24 protein-coding genes are annotated in these 22,349 nt (G+C 29.2%); 7 read left to right on the forward strand and 17 right to left on the reverse strand.

The features are described from left to right. The first annotated feature begins 33 nt into the window (after positions 1-33). Positions 34-936, forward strand: coding sequence for an RluA family pseudouridine synthase (locus tag L8X33_RS04025; protein WP_263670019.1), 903 nt, complete (start codon positions 34-36; stop codon positions 934-936). On the opposite strand, the gene L8X33_RS04030 is transcribed toward L8X33_RS04025, so the two are convergent. From L8X33_RS04030 to L8X33_RS04045, 4 genes are read right to left on the reverse strand one after another with little or no spacing between them, the layout of a single operon-like run. Beyond that, positions 933-1,952, reverse strand: a complete 1,020-nt coding sequence (locus L8X33_RS04030) for a radical SAM protein (protein ID WP_263670020.1) — start codon at positions 1,950-1,952, stop codon at positions 933-935. The genes L8X33_RS04025 and L8X33_RS04030 overlap by 4 nt on opposite strands. Beyond that, the gene (locus L8X33_RS04035; RefSeq protein WP_263659213.1) at positions 1,942-2,052 is read right to left on the reverse strand and encodes a hypothetical protein; all 111 of its coding nucleotides are present in this window, start codon (positions 2,050-2,052) and stop codon (positions 1,942-1,944) included. Before L8X33_RS04035 ends, L8X33_RS04030 begins: the two co-directional genes overlap by 11 nt. Beyond that, a complete protein-coding gene (gene rlmN / locus L8X33_RS04040; RefSeq protein ID WP_263661881.1) occupies positions 2,049-3,119 on the reverse strand; it encodes a 23S rRNA (adenine(2503)-C(2))-methyltransferase RlmN in 1,071 nt (356 codons plus the stop codon). Before rlmN ends, L8X33_RS04035 begins: the two co-directional genes overlap by 4 nt. A gap of 8 nt (positions 3,120-3,127) precedes the next feature. After that, positions 3,128-3,661 (reverse strand): purine-nucleoside phosphorylase, encoded by a 534-nt coding sequence (locus L8X33_RS04045; protein WP_133319097.1) that lies wholly within the window; start codon positions 3,659-3,661, stop codon positions 3,128-3,130. Positions 3,662-3,751: 90 nt separating this feature from the next. Between L8X33_RS04045 and rsmA the strand changes: the two genes are divergently transcribed. The 5 genes from rsmA (at position 3,752) to prfA (ending at position 8,692) form a co-directional block, all read left to right on the forward strand. After that, a complete protein-coding gene (rsmA, locus tag L8X33_RS04050) occupies positions 3,752-4,573 on the forward strand; it encodes a 16S rRNA (adenine(1518)-N(6)/adenine(1519)-N(6))-dimethyltransferase RsmA (protein WP_263670022.1) in 822 nt (273 codons plus the stop codon). Continuing rightward, entirely contained in the window at positions 4,539-6,497 is a 1,959-nt protein-coding gene (locus tag L8X33_RS04055) for a ribonuclease J (protein ID WP_412175224.1), read from the forward strand. The genes rsmA and L8X33_RS04055 overlap by 35 nt, the downstream gene beginning before the upstream one ends. 9 nt (positions 6,498-6,506) lie before the next feature. After that, positions 6,507-7,268 (forward strand): pseudouridine synthase, encoded by a 762-nt coding sequence (locus L8X33_RS04060; protein ID WP_133319094.1) that lies wholly within the window; start codon positions 6,507-6,509, stop codon positions 7,266-7,268. Between the two features lie 89 nt (positions 7,269-7,357). Next, positions 7,358-7,621 carry a 30S ribosomal protein S20 gene (gene rpsT / locus L8X33_RS04065; RefSeq protein WP_039617063.1) on the forward strand — a complete coding sequence of 88 codons (264 nt, stop codon included), beginning with the start codon at positions 7,358-7,360 and terminating at the stop codon, positions 7,619-7,621. A 3-nt stretch (positions 7,622-7,624) separates the two neighbouring features. Beyond that, positions 7,625-8,692 carry a peptide chain release factor 1 gene (gene prfA, locus L8X33_RS04070; protein ID WP_263670025.1) on the forward strand — a complete coding sequence of 356 codons (1,068 nt, stop codon included), beginning with the start codon at positions 7,625-7,627 and terminating at the stop codon, positions 8,690-8,692. Between the two features lie 8 nt (positions 8,693-8,700). Here the strand turns inward: prfA and L8X33_RS04075 are convergent, their stop codons facing one another. From L8X33_RS04075 to L8X33_RS04085, 3 genes are all read right to left on the reverse strand, one after another. Continuing rightward, positions 8,701-9,279 carry a lytic transglycosylase domain-containing protein gene (locus L8X33_RS04075; protein WP_220566962.1) on the reverse strand — a complete coding sequence of 193 codons (579 nt, stop codon included), beginning with the start codon at positions 9,277-9,279 and terminating at the stop codon, positions 8,701-8,703. A 68-nt stretch (positions 9,280-9,347) separates the two neighbouring features. Next, positions 9,348-10,919, reverse strand: a complete 1,572-nt coding sequence (gene recJ, locus L8X33_RS04080) for a single-stranded-DNA-specific exonuclease RecJ (protein WP_263659219.1) — start codon at positions 10,917-10,919, stop codon at positions 9,348-9,350. Continuing rightward, a complete protein-coding gene (locus tag L8X33_RS04085) occupies positions 10,909-12,546 on the reverse strand; it encodes a CTP synthase (protein WP_263661397.1) in 1,638 nt (545 codons plus the stop codon). Before L8X33_RS04085 ends, recJ begins: the two co-directional genes overlap by 11 nt. A gap of 100 nt (positions 12,547-12,646) precedes the next feature. Between L8X33_RS04085 and thyX the strand changes: the two genes are divergently transcribed. Then, complete coding sequence (gene thyX, locus L8X33_RS04090) at positions 12,647-13,279, forward strand: FAD-dependent thymidylate synthase (protein ID WP_039617054.1); 633 nt, start codon at positions 12,647-12,649, stop codon at positions 13,277-13,279. 13 nt (positions 13,280-13,292) lie between these two features. Here the strand turns inward: thyX and L8X33_RS04095 are convergent, their stop codons facing one another. From L8X33_RS04095 to gyrB, 10 genes are all read right to left on the reverse strand, one after another. Further along, positions 13,293-13,502, reverse strand: coding sequence for an alkylphosphonate utilization protein (locus L8X33_RS04095; protein WP_263666490.1), 210 nt, complete (start codon positions 13,500-13,502; stop codon positions 13,293-13,295). A gap of 9 nt (positions 13,503-13,511) precedes the next feature. Then, complete coding sequence (locus L8X33_RS04100) at positions 13,512-14,156, reverse strand: porin family protein (RefSeq protein ID WP_263666491.1); 645 nt, start codon at positions 14,154-14,156, stop codon at positions 13,512-13,514. Between the two features lie 52 nt (positions 14,157-14,208). Then, positions 14,209-14,595 carry a preQ(1) synthase gene (gene queF / locus L8X33_RS04105; RefSeq protein WP_039617048.1) on the reverse strand — a complete coding sequence of 129 codons (387 nt, stop codon included), beginning with the start codon at positions 14,593-14,595 and terminating at the stop codon, positions 14,209-14,211. 46 nt (positions 14,596-14,641) lie between these two features. Then, positions 14,642-15,394 carry an urease accessory protein UreD gene (locus tag L8X33_RS04110; RefSeq protein ID WP_263661886.1) on the reverse strand — a complete coding sequence of 251 codons (753 nt, stop codon included), beginning with the start codon at positions 15,392-15,394 and terminating at the stop codon, positions 14,642-14,644. A gap of 1 nt (position 15,395) precedes the next feature. Further along, complete coding sequence (gene ureG / locus L8X33_RS04115; protein ID WP_039617044.1) at positions 15,396-15,995, reverse strand: urease accessory protein UreG; 600 nt, start codon at positions 15,993-15,995, stop codon at positions 15,396-15,398. 10 nt (positions 15,996-16,005) lie between these two features. Continuing rightward, the gene (locus L8X33_RS04120) at positions 16,006-16,674 is read right to left on the reverse strand and encodes an urease accessory protein UreF (RefSeq protein ID WP_263660418.1); all 669 of its coding nucleotides are present in this window, start codon (positions 16,672-16,674) and stop codon (positions 16,006-16,008) included. 2 nt (positions 16,675-16,676) lie between these two features. After that, the gene (locus tag L8X33_RS04125) at positions 16,677-17,144 is read right to left on the reverse strand and encodes an urease accessory protein UreE (RefSeq protein WP_263662724.1); all 468 of its coding nucleotides are present in this window, start codon (positions 17,142-17,144) and stop codon (positions 16,677-16,679) included. Beyond that, positions 17,144-18,841 carry an urease subunit alpha gene (ureC, locus tag L8X33_RS04130; RefSeq protein ID WP_263670027.1) on the reverse strand — a complete coding sequence of 566 codons (1,698 nt, stop codon included), beginning with the start codon at positions 18,839-18,841 and terminating at the stop codon, positions 17,144-17,146. Before ureC ends, L8X33_RS04125 begins: the two co-directional genes overlap by 1 nt. Next, positions 18,838-19,509, reverse strand: a complete 672-nt coding sequence (ureB, locus tag L8X33_RS04135) for an urease subunit beta (RefSeq protein WP_133319084.1) — start codon at positions 19,507-19,509, stop codon at positions 18,838-18,840. Before ureB ends, ureC begins: the two co-directional genes overlap by 4 nt. A gap of 520 nt (positions 19,510-20,029) precedes the next feature. Further along, positions 20,030-22,348: a DNA topoisomerase (ATP-hydrolyzing) subunit B gene (gene gyrB, locus L8X33_RS04140; RefSeq protein ID WP_263665293.1), complete on the reverse strand. Its 2,319-nt coding sequence runs from the start codon at positions 22,346-22,348 to the stop codon at positions 20,030-20,032. Position 22,349 lies beyond the last annotated feature (1 nt).

Consider the following 22,349-nt stretch of genomic DNA (forward strand, 5'->3'; position numbering starts at 1 on the left):
ATTTTATTATAAATTACCTAAGAAAGTTATTAAATGGCATATATAAAAAAGAAACTAGCAAATAATGGAAAAAAGGCATTTAGACTACTTATGGAAGAGTTAAAAATTTCTATGCGTGAAGCACAAAAACTCATTGATAAAAAAAGATTATTTTGTGATGGAAATTTGGTAGAAGAAAAAAATAAATTTTTAAATGGTTTAGTAGAATTAATCGTATATGAAAACAACCCCAAAGGATTAGAAATAGTTTTTGAAAATGAAGATTTTGCCATCGTAGAAAAACCAAGTGGAGTGCTAACTCATCCTAATGGGCGCAATTGTGCTTATAGTCTTTGTGATGAAATTTGGCATTTATGGGGTGAAAAAGCTTGCGTGGCTCATAGATTAGATAAAGAAACAAGCGGACTTTTACTCATAGCAAAACATAAAAATGCACAAATTGAGTTAAAAACTATGTTTGAAAAAAGATTAGTGCAAAAAAGTTATCTTGCTCTAGTAAAAGGAAAAACTGAAAAAGAATTTATAGTAGATAAAAGCATGGATTTAGCTAAAGACTATGATACAGTAAAAACTAGGATGCATATTTGTGAAAATGGCAAAGAAGCTTTAACACAATTTTATACTTTAGAATATTTTGAAAATTTAGATGCTAGTTTAGTTTTAGCTAAACCTCTAACAGGTAGACAACATCAAATAAGACTACATTTGTTTCATGTGAAACATAAAATTTTAGGTGAACCTTTATATGGTTTAGAAAAAACACAAATAGAGCAAATATTAGATGGAAAAATGAGCGATATCGAAAGAGCTCACATCACAGGTGCTAAAAGATTGCTTTTGCATTCTTTTAGCTTAGAATTTACATATAAAAATCAAAAATTTTTGATACAATCTCAAAAAGATATAAAAGGTGAATTTTTGAAAAATTTATCTTAATCTTTTTCTAATTTTAAAACCTTATCAGTTTGGATTGCAACTGCAATTTGCTTAGCTGGTTTACCATAATCTCTACAATAATCACAAGATTTATAAAAATCTTGAGAATAAAATTCAAAAAATCTTTCTTTAGAATCCTCTAAATTTAAAAAATCGCCATTAAATTCTTCAAGTCCTTTTAAGCGTGACAAGGAACTTGATATAGGACAAACAAAAATAGCTCCTTTAGGTGCTAATTGTTTATTTTCTAAGCCCTCAGATGTCATCAAACTTACACATGGCATTTGACAATTACGATAATTTTTGATTATATCTTCTTTACTTCTACTACGTTTATAAATTTTTTCAGGGTCACTCCAAGTAGAATTTTCACCACTAGAGTCCATAGAAAATGGAATTTTATTTTCTTTTAATTTTCTTAAAATGTTTTCTTGCTTTAGTGGAATTTTTAAATTTGGTGATCTTTTGTAATCTGAAATCGTAATTTTTCTAACCTTATTAGATTTTTTTAACTTTTTCATCAATTCATCTTTAAAATCAATGGTTGCATTAGTAACTAAAGAAAAAGTTAGTATTTTCTTTTGAGTATCTAAATAATCAATCAATTGTGGTAAATCTTTAAACAACAAAGGCTCTCCACCTATAATTCTAACCCTTGCGATAGAATCTACTTTAGATAAAAGTAGATCTAATGATTCTATAATACCCTCTAAAGTACAGGTATATTGATTTGATGGTGAAAAATACTGCATTAAATTGTTACATGATTCACAACGCAAAGTACATCTTGTAGTTAAAACTAATTCTAAATAAGGAATATCCACCTTACCTTCTAAAACCCTCTTTTCGAAGTATTTTTTCAAATAAAATTTTTTCATCAAAGCAGCATAAGGAACTTTAAAAATTCTAGCAATTCCTCTTTTACCATTTAAATGAGAAAAATACCAAGAAATATTTGGCTTTATATATCTATTTTGAAATAATTGATTTTCTAACAATTGTTTTTTATCTATCATTATTTTTCCCTTCATTTTTTAATACATAAATAATCCCACCAAGTCCTATGATCACTACTATGCTTATAAAAATAAGTTGGACTATATCTAAAAAAGTCATTGTTTACTCTGCCTTTCTTTAAGCTGTCCGCATGCAGCTGAAATATCAAGTCCTTTACTTTCCCTTATCGTACAAGTAACACCTTTTGCGCTTAAATAATCTTGAATTTTAACCGCATTTTCAACACTTGGTCTTTTATATAAACTTCCTTCGTGTGGATTAAAAAGTATTAAATTTACTTTGGCTTTTATACCATTTAAGAGCTTGATTAGTTCTTTTGCATGTTCTATTTTATCATTTATCCCATCAATTAAAAGGTATTCAAACATCACTCTTTTACGCTGATCTATAGGAAAATTTCTCACCGCTTCCATAATGCTTGCTATATTATAAGCTTTATTAATGGGCATTAATTCACTTCTAAGTTCATCATTTACAGCATGGAGTGAAATAGCCAAAAGCACACCTAAATTCATTTCTCCAAGCTCTTTAATTTGCTTTGCTAAACCACTTGTGCTTATAGTTTGTCTTCTAGGGCTTATCGCTAAAGCATCATTATCAGCTAAAATTTTAACTGCCTTAGAAACATTTTTAAGATTATCCAAAGGCTCTCCCATACCCATATAGACTATATTAACCCTTCTTTCATAAGGAATATGATTATGTTTTTTGATCCATAAAATTTGTCCTACTATTTCTCCTGCAGTCAAATTTCTTTTCAAACCGCCTTTAGCAGTCAGACAAAAACTGCACCCACTTTTACACCCCACTTGAGAGGAAACACAAATAGTATATCTTGCATGTTTGATGATTTTTCCATTTTCATCTACAAGCTCTTCTTTCATAGGTAGCAAAACAGCTTCTATTTTTTTACCATCTAAAAGCTCAAAAAGATATTTAATACTCCCATCCTTGCTTTTTTCATCTTTCACACATTTTAAAGGTGAAAAATGAAAATTTTCTTGCAAAAACACCCTAAAGTCTTTTGGTAAAGATGACATTTGTAAAAAATCATCTGCATATTTTTTATATACCCATTCAAAAATTTGCTTTGCTCTAAATTTTGGCTGGACTAAATTTTCTAATTCTTCTTTAGTAAAATCTAATATATTTTTTAATTCACTCAATTTTTTTCCTATATAAGTTTCTTATCTAACAAAAAATCTTTTAATAATTCTTTTGCTTCTTGATGATTTTTTAAAAAATCTTCATGTGCAAATTCATTACAAAAATTTGTAGCACATAAATAACAAATTCCTTCTATTCCTTGCATTTTTGCACAAGAAAGCACAGCGTATGCCTCCATATTTTCTATATGTACGCCTTTTTTAAAAAATTCTTGAGCAATATTTTCATCTTTGCAAATATAATTTGAAGAATTAATCATAGTTTCATGTGAAACATTTAATCTAATCTCATTTGCTATAGGTGTATAAAAACTATCAAATAAATCTGCGTATTCTAAATTTGCAGCATTAGAACTTTCATAAATGTCTAAAATTTTTCCTTCTTGGTAAATTCCACATGTACCTATAAAAATCACTCTATCTACTTTTACTTGACTTAAAATTTTACCTAGAGAAAAAGCAGAATTAACTAAGCCTACACCTATACTTTGTGCAAATTTAAAATCCTCATTTCCTCCTGCACACACTATAAGATTTTTCAAAAATTAACCTTTATAAAAAATAATTCAAATTTTATCTAATTAGCGCTTAAAATAATGCTATAATTAATATTTTTTAGATAAAATAAATTTATGATAAAAGCAAAAAAACATTTTGGGCAAAATTTTTTATGTGATAAAAGCGTGGTAGATAAAATCATCCAAGCCATACCCAAAGATACTAAAAATATAGTTGAGATTGGGCCTGGCTTAGGTGATTTAACGCAAGAACTTTTGAAAATTCCACAAGCTTATATTAGAGCTTATGAGATTGATAAAGATTTGATTCCTATTTTAAATAAAAAATTTCAAAATGAGATTGAAGGTGGAAATTTTGAGCTTATTCATCAAAATGCAAGTGATGCTTTTGATCAAGGAAGTTTAAGTGATAAAGAGTACTTTTTAGTAGCAAATTTACCATATTATATTGCTACAAATTTGATTTTAAAAGCCCTAGAAGATCAAAATTGCCTTGGGCTTATAGTAATGGTGCAAAAAGAAGTGGCACAGAAATTTTGTGCAAATGAAAAAGAAAGTAATTTTTCGGCCTTAGGGGTGCTTTGTGCATTAATATGCCAAAGACAAATGCTTTTTGATATACAACCACAAAGCTTTAATCCTCCACCAAAAGTTACTTCAGCTGTAATGAAGTTAATAAAAACTACTCATTATCAGCAAAAATGTGAAAATATAGAAGCTTTTAAAGAATTTCTTAGAGCTTGTTTTCAAAATCCTAGAAAACAACTCTTATCTAATTTTAAAAATAAAAAAGAAAAAATTCTAAAAGCATTTGAAGCACTAGACATCTCTTCTACCTCAAGAGCTCATGAAATTAGCGTTGATTCATACCTTAAAATTTATGACTATTTAAAGGATGACTATGAGCGAAGAAAACAAAACTCAAGAACAAAATAAAACTAAAAGATTTAATAAATTTAGAAACAAAAGAAAAAAAGATTCACAAAATCAAGAGCAAAATAGCGAAATTAAAAATAAAACAAAAGTAGAAAATGCTCAAACTGAAGCTAGCGAAGAAAAAAAGAAAAAGAAAAAGAATAGAAATTTACCATCTAAATTAAGTGGTAATGAAGAATGGCAAATAGAACTTGCCAAAAGTATAGAAGCTAATAAAATCATGCACGAGCTAAGACTTCACCCTTTAAAACACAACAACTCAAGCGAACATAAAATTCGTATTACACCTTTGGGCGGACTTGGGGAAATCGGTGGAAATATCACTATTTTTGAAACTAATAATGACGCGATTATCATTGATATAGGTATGAGTTTTCCAGATGGAACTATGCATGGAGTAGATATTATCATACCTGATTTTGACTATGTAAGAAAGATTAAAAACAAAATTCGTGCTATCATCATCACCCATGCTCATGAAGATCACATCGGTGCTGTGCCATATTTTTTCAAAGAATTTCAATTTCCTATCTACGCAACACCTTTAGCACTAGGTATGATTTCAAATAAATTTGAAGAGCATGGTTTAAAGGCTGAGCGTAAATGGTTTAGACCTATAACAAAAAGACAAATTTATGAAATAGGTGAATTTAATTTAGAATGGATTCACATAACCCACTCTATCATCGATGCTTGTGCTTTGGCTATTAAAACTAAAGCAGGAACCATCATACACACTGGCGATTTTAAAATAGATCAAACACCAATTGATGGCTATCCAACGGATTTAAGTCGTTTAGCTCAATATGGCGAAGAAGGCGTACTTTGTCTTTTAAGTGATAGTACAAACTCATATAAAGAAGGTTATACAAAAAGTGAAAGCTTCGTAGGACCTACTTTTGATCAAATTTTTGCCAAAACTAAAGGCAGGGTAATCATGAGCACCTTTAGCTCTAATATCCACCGCGTATATCAAGCTATTAGTTATGGTTTAAAATACGGCAGAAAAGTGTGTGTTATAGGGCGTTCTATGGAAAGAAATCTCTATACTACTATGGAACTTGGCTATATCAAACTTGATAGGAAAATTTTCATTGACGCTGATGAAGTAAGCAAATACAAAGACAACGAAGTACTAATTGTCACTACAGGAAGTCAAGGCGAGACCATGAGTGCTTTATATAGAATGGCAACTGATGAGCATAAATTTATCAAAATCAAACCTAGCGATCAAGTTATCATTTCAGCTAAAGCAATACCAGGTAATGAAGCAAATGTTTCTGCTGTACTTGATTTTCTTTTAAAAGCAGGAGCTAAAGTAGCTTATCAAGAATTTAGTGAAATTCATGTAAGCGGACATGCTAGTATAGAAGAACAAAAACTCATGCTAACTTTAGTAAAACCTAAATTTTTCTTACCAGTGCATGGAGAGTATAATCATATCAATAAACATAAAGAAACTGCTCTAAAATGTGGTATACCTGAAAGAAACATCTACTTAATGAGTGATGGGGATCAAGTAGAGCTTTGTCAAAAATACATCAAACGTGTAAAAACAGTTAAAACAGGAAAAGTCTTTGTGGATAATCAAATCAACAAACAAATCGCAGATGATGTGGTAATTGATAGACAAAAACTAGCAGATAGCGGTATAGTTGTCATCATTGCTCAGCTTGATAAAGCAAGTAAAACACTAATTAATAAACCAAGAGTATTTAGTTATGGCTTGGTAGCTGATAAACAAGATGGAGCATTCTCAAAAGAAATGAGTGATGTTTTAAGTCAATTTTTCCCAAATGTAAAAGATGAAATTTTAGATAATCCAAAAGTTTTAGAAGCTCAAATTAGACAAGTACTAAGAAAGCATATTTTTAGAAAAATCAAAAAATATCCAACCATAGTACCAACTATTTTTGTGATGTAAAGTAAAATTATGAGAATTAATAAATTCATCTCACACAATAGCAAATATTCTCGCCGTGAAGCTGATGAGCTAATCAAGCAAGGCTTAGTAAAAATCAATAAAAAAACAGCCTTGCTCAGTGATAGTGTAAATACTGAAGATAAAGTTTTTATCAATGGTAAAAAACTCCATAAAAAAACACAATTTTCAGTCATCATTTATCACAAGCAAAAAGGCGAAATAGTTAGCAAAAAAGATGATAGAGGTAGAAAAACCATCTATCATACTTTACCAAAACAGTTTAGCACTTGGCTTAGCGTAGGAAGGCTTGACTTTGCAAGTGAGGGATTACTTTTACTAACTGATTCACCTGTAATAGCAGATGCACTTATGCATAGTGATTTAGAAAGAGAATATTACTTAAAAGTAAAAGGTAATATAGATAAAAATGTCATCGAAGCTATGCAAAATGGCTTAGAAATTCAAAATGAAAAAAAAGGGGCTCACGCCAAAACTAAAATAACCTCAATGAGTTTTGCTCCATTTTTAGGCTTTGAAATTTTTGGTTCAAGCGGAGGCTATACGAAACTAAAAGTAATCATTAATGAAGGTAAAAATAGGGAGCTAAGACGCTTTTTTGGACATTTTGATTTAGAAGTGATGGATCTTAAAAGAGTGGCATTTGGAGCATTAGATCTTGGTATGTTAAAAGCTGGTAAATATCGTTATTTGGAAAATGGCGAGTATGAAAAACTGCGCGATTTTTTAAAAATAAATGATATTAGGTATTAAAATTAATACTTTAAAAATACTTAAATTAATTAAAATTTAATTTTAATTTTGTATAATTAGCAATTTAATTTATATAAAAAAGGAAAATTATGGCAAACCATAAATCTGCTGAAAAAAGAGCAAGACAAACTATCAAAAGAACTGAAAGAAATAGATTTTATAGAACAAGATTAAAAAACATTACAAAAGCGGTTCGTGAAGCAGCGGCAAATAACGATAAAGAAGCTGCACAAAATGCATTAAAAGTAGCTAATAAAAGCATTCACGCTATGGTAAGTCGCGGATTTTTGAAAAAACAAACTGCATCACGCCGTGTTAGCAGATTAGCATTATTGGTAAACAAATTAGCATAATTAATGTTAGCTGATAAACTCAAACCTTTTTTAGCACGCTTTGATGAGTTAAATGCTCTTCTTAGTGATGTTAATATCTCTAATGATATTTCTAAAATGACAGCTCTATCTAAAGAGCAAAAAAATTTAGAACCCATAGTAGAAAAAGCAAAAGAATATCTCAAAACCTTAGATGATATAGAAGAAAATAAACTTCTTTTATCTGATCCTGAACTAGGTGAACTTGCAAAAGAAGAACTTAAAAATCTCGAAGTTTTAAAGCCACAACTTGAAGAAAAATTAAAAATTCTCTTATTACCTAAAGATCCAAACGATGATAAGAATATCTTTTTAGAAATTCGTGCAGGCACAGGTGGTGATGAAGCTTCTTTATTTGTTGGGGATTTAGTAAAAGCTTATATACGCTATGCTGAAAATCGTGATTACAAATATGAAATTGTAAGTTCAAGTGAAGGTAGCGTAGGTGGATTTAAAGAAATCATCATTCTTATCAAAGGAAATGGAGCTTATTCAAGGCTAAAATACGAAGGTGGCACACATAGAGTTCAAAGAGTACCTGAAACAGAATCTCAAGGTAGAGTTCATACTTCAGCTATTACAGTGGCTATTATGCCTGAAGTTGATGATGTTGAAATTCAAATCAATCCAAATGATTTAAAAATCGATGTAATGCGTAGTAGCGGTCATGGTGGTCAAAGCGTAAATACCACAGATAGTGCTGTAAGAATCACTCACATTCCAACAGGTATAGTTGTAGTAAATCAAGATGGTAAAAGCCAACATAAAAACAAAGAAAGTGCCATGAAAGTCTTAAAGGCAAGACTTTTTGAAATGCAAGAACAAGAACGCTTAGCTAAAGAAAGTCAAGCAAGAAAATCACAAGTTGGAAGTGGCGATAGAAGCGAACGCATACGCACTTATAATTTCCCTCAAAATAGAATTAGTGATCATAGAATAAATCTTACTTTATATAGACTTGATGCGATTTTAGAAGGTGGACTTTTTGATGAAATCATCGAGCCATTAATCGCTTATTATCAAGCAGAGGCTTTAAAACAAGAAAATTTATAATTCTTGTTTTAATTATTGCTTGCTAATAAAATTCTATATTGTTCTTTATCAACATTTATCAAAAGCGAAACTAATTTAAAAGCTCTAAATTTTTCCATTACAAAAAGATCTTTACTATCTTTTAAAACTATAGCAACTAAATTTTTCATTACTTTATCAAGCCAAATATTTTTATATTTATCATTTGCTGAATGATATCTTCCAATAGCATTCCAATTAAACCCGTATCGTTGTATAATTTCATAAAGTAATCTTGCTGCTATGTCTATATTTGCACTAACTTTTACAATCTCTTTTTCGCTAACACCATAACGCTTTAAATGAATGCTATTAATTTGCATTAAACCATAATCTCTTGTTTGATTTTTATTTCTACCAATGATATTATGTTCATAAGCTGCATTCTCTGTCAAAGCTATGGCTTTAAGTAATGCCATGGGTATGTTATACTTTCTAGCCGCGATTTTAAAATCTTTATCATATTTATAAAAATTTTCAGGTATATAAGTATCACCTATAAAAATTTTTGTATCAAAAGCAAAAGTAAAATTAAAAAATATTGCTAATAATAAAATCCTTTTTAACATTTTACTCCTTTATAGTACTTATGCTATAGCAAATTTATAAATAAAAATTATGCAAATAAGTTAATAAATTATCTAAGAATTTCTTTTATAGTAAGTTGAGGGGTGATTAATCCTCTAAAATTATTTTTAGAAATACTAGCTATAAAATCAATATTTTCACCAATTTCTGGCTCATAGTCAAAATTAAAAAATAAAGCTTCTAAAGTCTTATTTCCTTGTGTTAAAATAAGTTTTATATGATTTTCATCTTTACCAAGTCTTTTTTTGTTTTTTACAAAAAGCTTATCAAATTTAAAATATGGTCTTGGGTTTTTATGCCCAAAAGGTTCAAAAAATTCCAATATCTCTAAAAGTTCAAAATCAACTTCATTTGGATCAATACTACCTAAAACCTCATCAGTATTGTAAAAATCATCTTTAGGGATATTTTGACAAATTTCATAAAGCTTATTTTTAAAAATACCAAATTTTTCAAGCTCGACTAAAACTCCAGCTGCACCTTTATGTCCACCATAGCTTAAAACAAATTCTTTAGCTTGTTCTATAACATTTAAAATATCTATCCTACCCACGCTTCTAACGCTAGCTTTAGCCTTTTGCTCACATTCTGAAAAAACAAAGGCAGGCTTGTTAAAATGCTTTGCTAAACGACTTGCAACTATACCCAAAACACCCTCATGCCAATTTTGGCCATTGACAATAATCACAGGATCATTTTCATCAACTTGTTCTAAACATTGTTTAAAAAGCTCGCGCTCTTCATCTTTACGGCTATTATTATAAGTAATAATTTGTTCTAAATAACCCATAACCTCATTAATATTTTTAGAATGCAAAAATTTATAAGAAATAATCGCATCATCCATTCTACCTGCACTATTAATCAAAGGTGCAATTAAAAAACTAATATTATCAAGCTCAAATTTATCCTTACCAAAATACTGTTTGATAGCTTTAAATGCAACTCGTTTTGAATCATTAATACATTCTATGCCTTTTCTAACTAAGGCTCTATTTAAATCTCTAAGCTCCATCATATCTGCGATAATTGCGATAGATAAAAGCTCTATAAATTTACACATATTATAATTAATCTTACATACTTCTTTTATAGCAGCAACTAAATACCAAGCCACTTGAGCACCACAAATTTCAATATCAGGAAATTCACAATCTTGTTGTTTAGGATTAATGATCGCATAAGCTTTTGGTAAAGTAGCTGGAGGCATATGATGATCGGTAATGATTAAATCAATTCCTTTTTGTAAACAAAGCTCTGCTGCATCAAAAGCTGCTATACCATTATCTACAGTGATGATTAAATCTACCCCATTAAGTTCATTGATGATTTCTTCATTTAGACCATATCCATCTTTAAAACGATTTGGAATTTTTACCACATAGTCATATCCGATATCATCAAAAAATTCAGATAAAATCACACAAGAAATCACCCCATCTACATCATAATCTCCAACAATAGCAAGCTTTTGATTTTTTTCAATCGCTTCTTTAATACGTAAAGCACCCTTATAGACATCTTTTAAACAAGATGGCATAGGTAAATCACAAAGCTTTACATGTGTATCATTGATAAAACGCTGGTGTAAAATTTCTTTTATTTTGGCTTTATTTAGCATGATTTGTTAAAGATGCCTTGATAAAAGAAAAAATAGCCGGATTAACCCTAACTAAGCGTGAAGTAAATTCAGGGTGAAACTGCACTGCTAAGAAAAATGGATGATCTTTAAGCTCTACAGCCTCAACTAAACCTTCATTTTCCCCGCTTATAATAAGCCCATTTTTTTCAAACATTTCTTTATATTTTGGATTAGCTTCATAGCGGTGGCGGTGGCGTTCTTTTACGCTTTTTTGATTATCATAAACCTTACTTAAAAGTGTATTTGGCTTGATATGACACTCATAAGCTCCAAGACGCATAGTTCCACCAAGTGGAGTTTTACTTGTTCTAATTTGCTTTTCTCCACTTGCGTCAATAAATTCATCAATCAAAAAGATGATAGGATTTTTACAATTTGGATTAAACTCGTGAGAATTTGCATCTTCTAGTTTTAAAACATTGCGTGCAAATTCCACTAAAGAAAGCTGCATACCCAAACAAATTCCTAAAAATGGAATTTTATTTTCTCTTGCATATTGTATGGCTTTGATTTTTCCTTCTACTCCACGGTAGCCAAAACCACCTGCTACTAAAATCCCATTTACATCTTTAAAGCTTTCTTCGACATTTGCATTTTCTAATTTTTCACTATCGATCCATTTTAAATTTACTCTTGCATCAAGTGCTGCACCTGCATGGATAATGGCCTCTGTTAAGCTTTTATAGCTTTCTTTTAAATCTACATATTTTCCTACAAAAGCAATGCTAAGTTCATTACTTGGAGCGATGACTCTTTTTACTAAAGAATCCCATTCGTTCATATTTGGCTTTAAATTTTGAAGATCCAATAAACTTGCAATAGAATTTAAAATATCTTGTTTTAAAAAATTTAGTGGAATTTGATAAATACTAGCTGCGTCCACACTTTCTATAACACAGTTTTTTTCAACCCCACATGAAATTGCTATTTTGTCTTTTAACTCTCTATCTAAAGATTTTTCACTTCTGCAAATGATCATATCAGGGCTTATACCTATACGGCGTAATTCTCCCACACTATGTTGAGTTGGTTTTGTTTTAAGTTCTCCTGCTGCTTTGATAAATGGCACTAAAGTCAAGTGAATATTAATAGCATTGTATTTACCCACTTCAAGTTTTAAAGCTCTAATAGCTTCTAAAAATGGTAAGCCTTCTATATCTCCTACCGTACCACCTATTTCAACGATTAAAATATCTTTATCAACTCCAGCCTTTTTAATACGATCTTTTATCTCATCAACTATATGAGGGATTACTTGTATAGTTTTTCCTAAGTAATCTCCTCTTCTTTCTTTTTCTATAACACTTTGATAAACTCTTCCTGTGGTAAAGTTATTATCCTGAGTTAAATTCTCATTTAAAAATCTCTCATAATGTCCTAAGTCTAAATCTGTCTCAGCTCCATCTTCAGTTACAAAAACTTCCCCATGCTCCAAAGGACTCATCGTGCCAGGATCTACATTAATATAAGGATCTGCTTTTAAAATACTTACTTTTAAACCTGAATTTTTTAAAATCGTAGCTATAGAAGCTGCTGCTATACCTTTTCCTAATGAGCTTAAAACACCACCGGTTACAAAAATATACTTAGTTTGTTTTAATTTCATAAAATAACCTTAATTTCTTTTTTTGAAATTATAACGAATAAAAAATTTTATTTTTATAAACATTTGTGTAAAATTCAATTATTTTTGAAGGAAATTTTCGATGAAAATCACATTATTAAATCATACTCCACTTTCTGTATGCTCTCATGCAACAAGAACATGTTGGCAAAGTTTTGACAAAGGCGATTGTGGTGGTGAGAAAGACAAAGAATTAATCGATCGAGTGGGAAATAAATTCAAACATGCTTCAACCTTAGAGCATTTAAACTATACTTTTTATATACAAGGTATTTCAAGAGCATGCTTACAAGAAGTTGCAAGACACCGCCACACTAGTCCTAGTGTAAAAAGCACAAGATATACTTTAAAAGAACTAAGAAATGAAAGCGAATTTAAAGAAAATGACTTTGAAAATGCTAAAAGATACTTAGTATTAACCGGAAATGAAGTAGTGGATAATGCAAGTATCAAAGCTTTAGAAAATCTACGTTTGATTTTGCAAAATAGCATTAGTTTAGATATAGCAAAATACTGCTTACCAGAAAGTTATAAAACAGAATTAACTTTAACGATTAATGCAAGAAGTTTGCAAAATTTTATTACTCTAAGAAGCTCAAAATCAGCCCTTTGGGAGATAAGACAACTCGCAAATGCTTTATTTGAAAACTTACCTGAGGAACATCAATTTATTTTTAAACATTGTGTTTATCAAGAAGAAAATTCCCAAGATTGATTGGGAATTTTTACTATATTTTTTTAAGAAATTCAGTTTTTAAAACAATCACACCAAATTTATCTACCTTAGCTTCAATTTCAGTGTCTTTGTTTGTAAGTTTAATATTTTTTATAGTCGTGCCACGCTTTAAAGTAGTGTTTGCACCTTTTACCTTTAAATCTTTCACAACACTTACACTATCACCTGCATTAAGCTCAGTTCCATTTGTATCTTTTGGCATATATTCTCCTTAGAATTTATAAGTATATCCTAGATATAAACCATAATTTGTTTGTTTAGGATCGTAAAAGTTTGAACCTACCTTGCTTTGGTAGAAATTTCTTGTATTATAATGAGTTTGCTCGGCTTTAAAACCAAACTCAATTTCATTTGCTTGATTTAACTCATATAAAGCACCGATTTTTGCTCCATAAGTATAACCATCAAAATCTTGAGATAATGATAAAAAGCTTGTTTTTAAAGTAATATCCGTTCTTGCATAGCCACCATATACACCTAAAACAGCTTTTGTTTTTTCAAAGATTTTTGGAGTAAAATCATAACCAAGCAAAAACTTATGTGTAGTAAATTCTCCATCAATTTTAAACTTTGTAGTATTGATTACATCACTAAATTCGCTTGAATAATTATAAGCACCATAAATTCTATGGTTTTCACTAAAACGATAACCAACTCTTAAACCAAAAACAGGAACATTACCTTCTAAATCACCATTAAATTTTTTATTATTTTTAGTATGATCAAGATCAGATTTTACCTTAGTATGAAACCAACCAGCATCAATACCTAATAATATTCCTGAATTTTCATCAGCTAAAGCTAAATTTGAAACCAAAGCAACACTTGCAACTAAACTAAATAATTTTAATTTCATATTTTCCTCCTTAAAATAAGACTTAATATATCCTTTTATTTTTAATAAAAACTTAATTTTGTGGTACCACTAAATCAGATCTACATTCAATCACAGTATGCACATTACCACGAGGGTTAAAATCACCTACTACTTTTATCCATTTTGGATCAAGTTTTTCTTTTAAAGTATTATAAATTTCATTAATACTTGCTTCATGTGAAACATTTCTATACATAAAGGTATTAATATAAAGTTTGATTGCTTTAAGTTCTACTACTAATTTATTTGGAATGTATTCTAAGTAAATTGTAGCAAAATCAGGATACCCACTACGCGGACAACAACACATAAATTCAGGTAAAGTGATTTTAATCACATAATCATTTTTGGCATCATTTGGCCAAACTTCCATATTTTCTACACTAAATTCTTTGATTTCTTTTTCACCATATCGCATTTATAATCCTTAGTTTGTTTTTAAAACTTTATAATACCACAATATTTTATATTTTATTTTGACAAAATTTAAAAAGCTTATCTTGAAGTAAAAGTAATTTTTCACTTTCATTACTAAGAATTTTTATACACAAACCCTCATAAAAAAGTTGATTTATATCGTCAAATGAAGCTTTTAATTCTTCATAAAACTCATCATATCCAAAAAGATAAATACTCAAATAATGCGTATAATTTGCAAAAAAATTTAAATCATTTTCTTTCATATAAGAAGGATTGATTTTAATTTTATCATTTAAAATTAAAGTATCATTTCTATAAATTTGAGTTAAACTCTCATAATTTTTAAAAGCAAATTTTTCATCCATAGCCACTCTACCAAAAATAACAAAATCAACATAAACTAATCTTGAAAAAGAAGCTAGATTAATCTTTGTATTTTGTATAAAATTTGCATTTTCTTGAAGCAAAAGTGGCTTTGGCATATAAAAAAAGCTTGCATTTTCTTCAAGAGTAAAATCAATATTTTTACTCGCAAAAGAATCTTTAGTATCATATACCTTTTCATAACTTTGTGTGAGTATAGCGGTGTTTGTACTTTTCTTACATATGATTTCAAAACTTAAATGATCCTCTTTAAAAATTCCGGCACTAGAATTTAAAACATATATACTAGTTAATTTTTTATCATAAAAATTCCTCATAAGTTTAAAAGGAGGAGTAAAAAAAGAATTTTTTATGATAGTTTTTTCATTGATAGTATCTAATGTAAGTTTAAAAACACTCTTTTGAGCAAACAAATCAATCCTTTAAAAGTGTGTATTTTTTAATCCAAGTAATGATTTCTTCTAAACCTTCTTTAGTTTGAAGATTGCTCATGATAAAAGGTCTATCTCCACGCATTTTTAAAGTATCTTCTTGCATGATTTTTAAAGAAGCATTTACATAAGGAGCTAAGTCTATTTTATTGATAATCATTAAATCAGATCTACAAATAGCAGGACCACCTTTGCGTGGAATTTTTTCTCCTTGAGCAACATCTATAACAAAGATAAAAAAATCCACAAGTTCAGGTGAAAAAGTCATTGATAAATTATCTCCACCACTTTCTATAAAAATAAGATCTAAATCACTAAAACGCTCTTGTAAAAGTTCAACGGCTTCAAGATTACAAGAAGCATCTTCTCTAATGGCTGTATGAGGACAACCTCCAGTTTGCACTCCAATGATTCTTTCTTTTTCAAGAACGCCTTGTTTGATTAAAAAATTTGCATCTTCATTTGTATAAATATCATTCGTAATCACAGCCAAAGAAAGCTCATCTTTTAAAGCTTGACATAAATTTAATACTAAAGCTGTTTTACCACTACCTACAGGACCACCTATGCCTATTTTAACCATTATAACCCTTTTAAGAAATATAAATTTTAAATGCTAAATTTTGGTGTTTTATACTCAAATAATCATTTAAGATATTGTGATTTTCACACCAATCTTTTAAAGTTAAATTTTGTAATTTAGAAAGAACCTTTTGAAAATCTTGCTGTAATTGAAAAAGTAAAATCTGCCCTTCATTTTGTGATAAAGGCACAATTTTCACAAGAATATTAACAAAATTACTCATTAAAGCAAATAAAAAACTTTCATACATAAAATCAAGTTCATTATCTTTACAAAATAAAGCATACACAAAAGGATAAATAGGAGTTTGATTTTCTTTAATGTATTGATTTAATAAAGGATTTGATAATCCATAAAGACTGACATTTTTTACAAAGCGTTTAGCTAAAAAAACATAAGCTTGACTTTGTTCTTTTGCAACTATACTTGATAAAAATTTTCTTTGAAAGACTAGTAAATTTTTTACATCATTTGCATTTTCATAAGCTATTTTCAAAGCTAAAAGTTCAAAATACAAAATATTAGAATAAAGCTGAGTTTTTAAAACTTTTTTAGCATCTTCTATATTTTTTATATAAGCAAAATTCACATAAGATTCTAAACCAAAAGAATGTGAAAAAGCTCCTATAGGAAAAGAAGAATCACTAATTTGTAAAAGTAAAAAATTTAATTTATTCATCTTTATTCTTTAATAAGTTTAAAATTTGGATCAACTTGGATAAAACTTGGCATATCAAGCATATATTTTGGCTCTAAAATTTCCTCACATTTTTCGTATTTTATATTAAATTTTTCTAAAAACCTTATGATAGAATTTTGCTCTAAAGTAATGAGTTTATGATCTTTATAAAATAAATTTAAATGCATATTGCCCACTTGATAACTTATTAAAGCAAGGTTGTATTCATTTTCTATGTGAATTTTTAAAACCTTTTCAGGTTTAATCTTCACTAAAATCAAAAAATCCTCATCATATAAACAATCATTATGATTTAAACCTTTATTACCAGGCATTTTTATAGCAACATCTAGTCCTTTTAAAGTTGTTGTTCTTAATATCTTTTTAAAAGTATCAAACCAACTAAGCTCTAAAAAATCGCATTCTTTGTTTAAATCATAATGCGTTATTTTATTTTGAAGTAAAATCATTAAATCATAAAATATTTTCTAGCTAAAGCTAAAGAATCAACGCTCTTAGAGCTAATAAGCTCACCATTTATTTTTACTTCATAAGTTTGTGGATTTACTTCTATATCTTGAACTTTATCATTAAATTTCAAATCTTTTTTAGTGATATTTCTACAATTTTTTACTGCAACACATTTTCTTTTTAAGCTTAATTTTTCAGGCATATTAGCTTCTAAAGAAGCTTTAGAAACAAAATGTAAAGCATTTTCATTTAAATTTGCACCAAACATTTTTTCATAGATAATAGGCTCAGGTGTTGGGATAGAAGCATTAGCATCGCCTATTTTTGCACCTACTATCAAGCCACCCTTTAAAATAAGCTTTGGTTTTACTCCAAAAAATTTAGGTTGCCAAAGCACTAAATCAGCAAATTTTCCTACTTCAATAGAACCAACATAACTATCAATCCCATGTGCAATAGCAGGATTTATAGTGTATTTTGCTATATAGCGTTTAATACGAAAATTATCATCTAAATCATTATCTTCTTTCAAGGCACCAAATTCTTTTTTACATTTATCAGCACTTTGCCATGTTCTTAAAATCACCTCACCTACGCGTCCCATAGCTTGAGAATCACTACTCATAATGCTAAAAACACCCATATCATGAAGTTTATCTTCTGCTGCTATAGTTTCAGGACGAATTCTACTATCTGCAAATTCAACATCTTCTTTGATTTTATTATCTAAATGATGACAAACCATAAGCATATCTAAATGTTCATCAATGGTATTTTTAGTAAAAGGCATAGTAGGATTAGTACTTGCAGGTAAAACATTTTCAAAACCTGCCATTTTAATAATATCAGGAGCATGGCCACCACCTGCACCTTCAGTGTGAAAAGTATGGATAACTCTACCATTAATAGCTTTAATCGTATCTTCTACAAAACCTGCTTCATTTAAAGTATCTGTATGGATAGCTACTTGTATATCCATTTCATCAGCTATATTTAAACTAGTATCAATCACACTAGAAGTAGCACCCCAGTCTTCATGAATTTTTAAGCCGCATGCACCAGCTATGATTTGCTCTTTTAAAGCATTTTTATTACTTGAATTTCCTTTACCTAAAAAGCCAAAATTCATAGGGTAATTTTGCGTAGCTTTTAACATAGAATGTATATGATAAGCCCCACTTGTGCAAGTTGTAGCATTTGTTCCCTCACTTGGTCCTATACCACCTCCTATCATAGTAGTAACACCACTATATAAGGCACATTCAATTTGAGTTGGGGAGATAAAATGTATATGAGTATCAATACCACCTGCAGTTACTATTAAACCTTCTGCACCGATAATATCTGTACTTGTGCCTATAACTAAGCTAGGATCAACTCCATCTTGTATATCAGGATTGCCTGCTTTTCCTATACCTACTATATAGCCATTTTTTATCCCAATATCTGCTTTATAAATACCGGTATAATCAACAATCAAAGCATTAGTTAAAACTAAATCCGGAAATTCTCCCTCACTTACACTTTGAGCCATACCATCTCTAATATTTTTACCACCACCAAATTTAACTTCTTCACCATATAAAGTATAATCTTTTTCTACTCTTAAAATTAAATCTGTATCTGCTAATCTTACTCTATCATTAGTTGTTGGACCATACATATTTACATAGTCTTTTTTGCTAATCTTAATCAAAGAAATCCTTTCTCTTTTGCTTTTGATAAAGCTTTAGTTTTATTTTCATCATTGATAAAATCATCACAAAGATTATTAAAACCTAAAACCTTTTTTAAACCACCAAATTCTATTAAACTTACTGTTTTTTCTTCACCTGGTTCAAATCTCACACTTGTTCCTGAAGCGATATTTAACCTTTTACCATAAGCTTTTTCTCTGTCAAAAGACAAAAAACGATTAACTTCAAAGAAATGAAAATGCGAACCAACTTGTATAGGACGATCACCTTTATTGCTTACTTTAATTTCTATAGAAGTTTTATTTTCATTAAGCACAATAAATTCTGATGATAAAAATATCTCTCCAGCTTTTATTTTATCATCATTTGCTATAGGCTCATGTATAGTAACTAATTTTGTGCCATCTTCAAAAGGAAGTTCTATTTGAATTTCTTCAAGCATACTTGCAACACCATCAATCACATCTTCACTTGTAAGTAAAGTTTTCCCTATACTCATCAATTCACTCACACTTAAATTTTTTCTTGCAAGTTCCATTAATTCATAACATATATAAGCTAAAGCTTCATTATAATTTAATTTTATTTTTTGCTCTTTTCTATCTTTAGCGATTTTCCCTGCATAATGAAGCATTAATCGTTGCAATTGCTGCTGAGTAAAATGCATTTTAATCCTTATAAATTTTTTAGATATTATATAACTATTTGCTTGCTTTTAAGCAAAAAATTCTATTACATTTTTTAATTCTATTTTATAGTCTTTTTGAATTTCTATAAAAGGAGGATTTAAATTTTCACATTGAGCTTTAAATTTTTGATGATTTAAAATAAGAGTGTTTATTTCTTCTTTTTCACTAAATAAACGCTTTTCTATGACATTTTCATTTTAATAGATTAATTCATAATTTTGCAAAATATATTTTTTTGAAAAAAGAATAAAAAGTATTTTAATATCAGAATGATTTTGAAATTTTTGTAACTTTTTTAGAGTAAGATAAAATCCTTCAATGATTAAATTTTGTTTATTTTCTATACAAATTTAAATCATACCATCTACAATAGGAAATAAAAATCAGTTATTTTTTCATCCTCATCTACTCTAAAAGGACAATTTTTCAAGAAGTCTTTGAGCAAGCAAGGTCTTTCCACTATGACCTTGCCCTCCAATTAAAAAAATCATTTAAAAATTAAACATCCAAATGTTTAACATCTTTAGCATGAGCTTGTATATACTCACGGCGTGGTTCTACATCATCACCCATGAAAAGGTTGAAAGTATCATTTGCTCTTTGAGCATCTTCTATGGTGATCTTTAACAAACGACGATTACTTGGATCCATAGTTGTTTCCCAAAGTTGTTCAGGATTCATCTCACCAAGACCTTTATAGCGTTGTATATAAGCACCTTTTTTAGCATTTTTTTCAACTTCATCTAAAATTTCTAAAATATCTTTATCAAATTTTAAATCTCTATCTTTAATTTTTTGATAAATATAATTTGCCTCTTCATATAAAGGATTAGCAAATAAATCATCATTGATGATAAGTTCTTCTAAACCATTTTCAGTTTGTACATAAACACGAATTTCATTTTCATTGATATATGAATTTAAGATATTGTGATTTTGTTTTTCTAAAAATTCTTTTATGACTTTAAATAATTCTTCATTAGAAGCTTTTATCAAATCAGGATTTTCTATCAAATACCTAATCACTGAAATTACATTAAATCTTTTTTCTAATTCTTTTAAAACACTTCTATAAGCTGCAACGATTTTTAGAAAATCTTTTAAATCGTTTAATCCTATACCCTCATAAGTAGAACTTTCTATACCTGTTTCGATCAAATAATCATTTAAAGCTTTTTCATCTTTTAGATAAATTTCTTTTTTTTGACCTTTTTTATAGCGATATAAAGGTGGTTGAGCTAAATAAATATGTCCATTTGTTACAAGATCATTCATAAAACGGAAGAAAAATGTCAAAAGCAAAGTTTGTATGTGAGAACCATCTACATCAGCATCTGTCATAATGATGATTTTATGATATCTTAGTTTTTCTATATCAAACTCATCACCGATCCCACAACCAAAAGCTGTGATCATATTTTGAATTTGTTCACTTTTTAAAATTTTATCTAGTCTTGCTTTTTCAACATTGAGTATTTTACCTCTTAAAGGTAAAATCGCTTGGAAAGTTCTTTCTCTACCTTGTTTTGCAGAACCTCCCGCACTATCACCCTCAACTAAATAAATTTCGCTTTCACTCGGATCTTTACTTTGACAATCAGCTAATTTTCCTGGCAAAGTCCCTACACTTGAACTTTCTTTTTTACGGGTTAATTCTCTAGCTTTTTTAGCTGCTTCTCTACCACGAGCAGCCATTAAAGCTTTATTCATGATAGCTTTTGCTTCAATAGGATTTTCTTCAAAATATTTTGTCAAATACTCAAAAGAAGCCTTAGAAACTATAGGTCTAACATAACTTGAACCTAATTTTCCTTTAGTTTGTCCTTCAAATTGTGGCTCAGGTACTTTAACACTTACAACTGCTATCAAACCTTCTCTTACATCATCACCTGTGATTTTAGAGTCTTTCTCTCTAGCACTAGCATTTGCTTCAATGTAATTACTAATAACACGAGTTAAACCCATTCTAAAACCTGCTTCGTGCGTTCCACCATCTGGAGTTTTTATATTATTAACAAAAGAAAGTAAATTTTCACTATAACTATCATTATAAAGCAATGCTACTTCAACATTTACATCTTCTTCATCTACATTGAAAAATATTGCCTTAGTTAGAGTTTGTTTTTTATTTAAATCTGTAACAAATTGACTTATACCACCTTCAAAATGAAAGCTTTCTGCTTTTCCTACACGATTATCTTTAAAATTTATAGTAATTTTTGGATTTAAATATGCAAGTTCACGAAATCTTTTAGCTAAAATTTCATAATCAAAATCAGTCACTTCAAAAATTTGATCATCTGGCCAAAATTCTATGATTGTTCCTGTTTTTTTACTTTTACCTATGGTTTCAAAATTACTTGTAACTTTACCTTCTGAAAATTCTTGGCGATAAATTTCTCCATCTCTATGCACTGTAGCAACTAATTTTTTTGATAAAGCATTTACAACGCTTACACCAACCCCGTGTAAACCACCTGAAACTTTATAAGTATCTTTATCAAATTTTCCACCTGCATGAAGCACGGTTAAAACTACAGTTAAAGTAGGGATATTTTCAGTAGGGTGAATTCCCACAGGAATTCCTCTACCATTATCACTTACTATACAAGAGCCTTCTGTAGTAATTTCTACATTAATCGTATCACAAAAACCTGCCATAGCTTCATCAATAGAATTATCCACTACTTCATAAATCATATGATGAAGACCGCCTATGTTGGTATCACCTATATACATACCAGGGCGTTTTCTAACAGCTTCTAAGCCTTTTAAAACTTTAATATTTCCTGCGCCATAATTTTGATTTTCTTGCATT

This window comes from Campylobacter sp. CNRCH_2014_2849 (genome assembly GCF_025772845.1).
In the GTDB taxonomy this organism is placed as follows: domain Bacteria; phylum Campylobacterota; class Campylobacteria; order Campylobacterales; family Campylobacteraceae; genus Campylobacter_D; species Campylobacter_D lari_D.

Excerpts from the sequence above, each read along its gene's own strand:
- L8X33_RS04025 (WP_263670019.1), top strand. The coding sequence starts at position 34 with ATGGCATATATAAAAAAGAAACTAGCAAATAATGGAAAAAAGGCATTT.
- L8X33_RS04030 (WP_263670020.1), bottom strand. The coding sequence starts at position 1,952 with ATGATAGATAAAAAACAATTGTTAGAAAATCAATTATTTCAAAATAGA.
- L8X33_RS04035 (WP_263659213.1), bottom strand. The coding sequence starts at position 2,052 with ATGACTTTTTTAGATATAGTCCAACTTATTTTTATAAGCATAGTAGTG.
- rsmA (WP_263670022.1), top strand. The coding sequence starts at position 3,752 with ATGATAAAAGCAAAAAAACATTTTGGGCAAAATTTTTTATGTGATAAA.
- L8X33_RS04055 (WP_412175224.1), top strand. The coding sequence starts at position 4,539 with ATGAGCGAAGAAAACAAAACTCAAGAACAAAATAAAACTAAAAGATTT.
- L8X33_RS04060 (WP_133319094.1), top strand. The coding sequence starts at position 6,507 with ATGAGAATTAATAAATTCATCTCACACAATAGCAAATATTCTCGCCGT.
- rpsT (WP_039617063.1), top strand. The coding sequence starts at position 7,358 with ATGGCAAACCATAAATCTGCTGAAAAAAGAGCAAGACAAACTATCAAA.
- prfA (WP_263670025.1), top strand. The coding sequence starts at position 7,625 with ATGTTAGCTGATAAACTCAAACCTTTTTTAGCACGCTTTGATGAGTTA.
- L8X33_RS04075 (WP_220566962.1), bottom strand. The coding sequence starts at position 9,279 with ATGTTAAAAAGGATTTTATTATTAGCAATATTTTTTAATTTTACTTTT.
- recJ (WP_263659219.1), bottom strand. The coding sequence starts at position 10,919 with ATGCTAAATAAAGCCAAAATAAAAGAAATTTTACACCAGCGTTTTATC.
- L8X33_RS04085 (WP_263661397.1), bottom strand. The coding sequence starts at position 12,546 with ATGAAATTAAAACAAACTAAGTATATTTTTGTAACCGGTGGTGTTTTA.
- thyX (WP_039617054.1), top strand. The coding sequence starts at position 12,647 with ATGAAAATCACATTATTAAATCATACTCCACTTTCTGTATGCTCTCAT.
- L8X33_RS04095 (WP_263666490.1), bottom strand. The coding sequence starts at position 13,502 with ATGCCAAAAGATACAAATGGAACTGAGCTTAATGCAGGTGATAGTGTA.
- L8X33_RS04100 (WP_263666491.1), bottom strand. The coding sequence starts at position 14,156 with ATGAAATTAAAATTATTTAGTTTAGTTGCAAGTGTTGCTTTGGTTTCA.
- queF (WP_039617048.1), bottom strand. The coding sequence starts at position 14,595 with ATGCGATATGGTGAAAAAGAAATCAAAGAATTTAGTGTAGAAAATATG.
- ureG (WP_039617044.1), bottom strand. The coding sequence starts at position 15,995 with ATGGTTAAAATAGGCATAGGTGGTCCTGTAGGTAGTGGTAAAACAGCT.
- L8X33_RS04120 (WP_263660418.1), bottom strand. The coding sequence starts at position 16,674 with ATGAATAAATTAAATTTTTTACTTTTACAAATTAGTGATTCTTCTTTT.
- L8X33_RS04125 (WP_263662724.1), bottom strand. The coding sequence starts at position 17,144 with ATGATTTTACTTCAAAATAAAATAACGCATTATGATTTAAACAAAGAA.
- ureB (WP_133319084.1), bottom strand. The coding sequence starts at position 19,509 with ATGCATTTTACTCAGCAGCAATTGCAACGATTAATGCTTCATTATGCA.
- gyrB (WP_263665293.1), bottom strand. The coding sequence starts at position 22,348 with ATGCAAGAAAATCAAAATTATGGCGCAGGAAATATTAAAGTTTTAAAA.